This is a genomic window from Limnochorda sp., assembly GCF_047459355.1.
Taxonomy (GTDB): Bacteria; Bacillota; Limnochordia; order Limnochordales; family Limnochordaceae; genus Limnochorda.
Genome location: NZ_VSCV01000085.1, coordinates 1 through 1,667 on the forward strand (window position 1 = coordinate 1; position 1,667 = coordinate 1,667).

3 protein-coding genes are annotated in these 1,667 nt (G+C 65.9%); all 3 read left to right on the top strand.

Annotated features, from left to right (window positions below; translation table 11 throughout):
- The coding region (locus tag FWJ67_RS11005) for a 4Fe-4S dicluster domain-containing protein (protein WP_414482843.1) at positions 1 to 299 on the top strand (299 nt) is incomplete at its 5' end.
- 6 nt (positions 300 to 305) lie between these two features.
- Positions 306 to 1,181 (top strand): dimethyl sulfoxide reductase anchor subunit family protein, encoded by an 876-nt coding sequence (locus tag FWJ67_RS11010; protein WP_304175020.1) that lies wholly within the window; start codon positions 306 to 308, stop codon positions 1,179 to 1,181.
- A 66-nt stretch (positions 1,182 to 1,247) separates the two neighbouring features.
- Positions 1,248 to 1,667: molecular chaperone (locus FWJ67_RS11015; protein ID WP_414482844.1), on the top strand; the 420-nt coding region annotated here is incomplete at its 3' end.

Sequence of the window (1,667 nt, forward strand, 5' to 3'; positions counted from 1 at the left end):
GCCAGTGGGCCTGTCCGTACGGGGCGCCCCAGCTCAACCCCACAACCGGGGTGATGCAGAAGTGCGACATGTGCAAGGACCTCCAGGATGCTGGGGAGCCTCCGGCCTGCGTGGGCAACTGCCCCATGCGGTGCCTGGATTACGGCGAGCTCGAGGAGCTCCGGGCCAAGTACGGTGACGTGGATTCGATCATGCCTCTGCCCTCCGGTGAGATCACCAGACCGGCGTTCGTCGTGACGCCGCCCAAGTCGCCTCACCAGGGCGCCGGCGGACGGATCCGAGACGTGATGGAGGCGTAGAGAGCCATGGACAAGACTTGGGCACTGGTTGCCTACACTCTGCTCACACAGATGTCTGTGGGCACATTCTTGGTCTACTGGATCTACTTCCTGTCTGTCCGGCGGGGCTCGGGAGCAGAGATTCAGGGCCAGGTTCACCGCCCACTGCTCACCGTCGCGGTGCTTCTGCTGTTGGGCATGATCGTCTCCCTCTTCCACCTGGAGCGCCCGCTCATGGCCTACCGGTCCGTGGTCAACGTGGGGAGCTCGTGGCTGAGCCGGGAGATCCTTTTCACGGTCCTCTATGGCCTGTTCGGCTTGCTCTACATCGGGGCCGTACGAGCTCGGGCGGGGCTCCCCGGGTGGCGGAGCGCCTTAGGCTGGCTGGTGGCGCTGAGCGGCATCGGCCTGGTCTACAGCATGGCCCGGATCTACATGATCCAGGCGGTGCCCTCGTGGAACACGGTGGCGACCCCACTGACGTTCTTCACCGCGGCGCTCCTCCTGGGCGGGCTGATCACCGGCACGCTGTACCAGACCGGGGGTCGGTCTGGGTCTCAGCCGGTGGAGAGCACCCTCTTCCGTTGGATTGGGCTGGGCTCCATCGTCCTGCTGGGGATCCAGGTCGTGGCCCTGGTACTGGGCGCTGCCGACATCCAGGCCCAGCTGGGGATGGCGACCGTGGCCCTCGGTGGGGGCCTCAAGACGTGGCTGGTGGTCTATCTGGCCCTGGCCTTCGTGGGGGCGGGGTGCTGTGGCGCCTTGCTCTACGGGGAAGCCGTGCGCTCGCCCAGGAACCTGAACGTGACGAGCCTGGCCTCCGTCGCCCTCGCCCTAGTTCTGGCGTCGCAGCTGGTGCATCGCTACCTGTTCTACACGCATCAGATCCGCATCGGGCTGTAAGCGGAGCGCGAAGAGAAGGGGAGGGCCCACCTCGGGCCCTCCCCCCAACATGGGGGGAGCCTGAGCATGGACCAAGAGAAGCATACTGCTGCTGTGACGGAGACGACCACCAAGGAGTTTCTTCTGGGCGAGATCCTGACCTTGAGCCTGCTCGGGCGGACCTTCTACGCCTTTCCTGAGCCCGCGTGGATCGACGGGCTGGTGAAGAACGACGTTTTCCAGGATGTGCCCCTCGCCGCGGACCACGCCGATGTTCGCCAGGGGATGGCCCTGGCCCGCCAGTGGCTGGACGGCCGGTCTTCCCAGCAGGCTGCCGATATCCTCGAGTCCGACTACATTCGCCTCTTTGTGGGCGGCGGGCGCCACATCTTGGCTCCGCCGTGGGAGTCGGTCTACGTCAGCTCCGAGCCCTTGTTGCTCCAGCGGGAGACCCTCGAGGTGCGGAACTGGTATGCCCGCTACGGCCTGGTGGCGGAGAAGAAAGGC

What these genes read in the sequence shown, in the direction of transcription:
- FWJ67_RS11010 (WP_304175020.1), top strand. Translation starts at nt 306, where the DNA reads ATGGACAAGACTTGGGCACTGGTTGCCTACACTCTGCTCACACAGATG.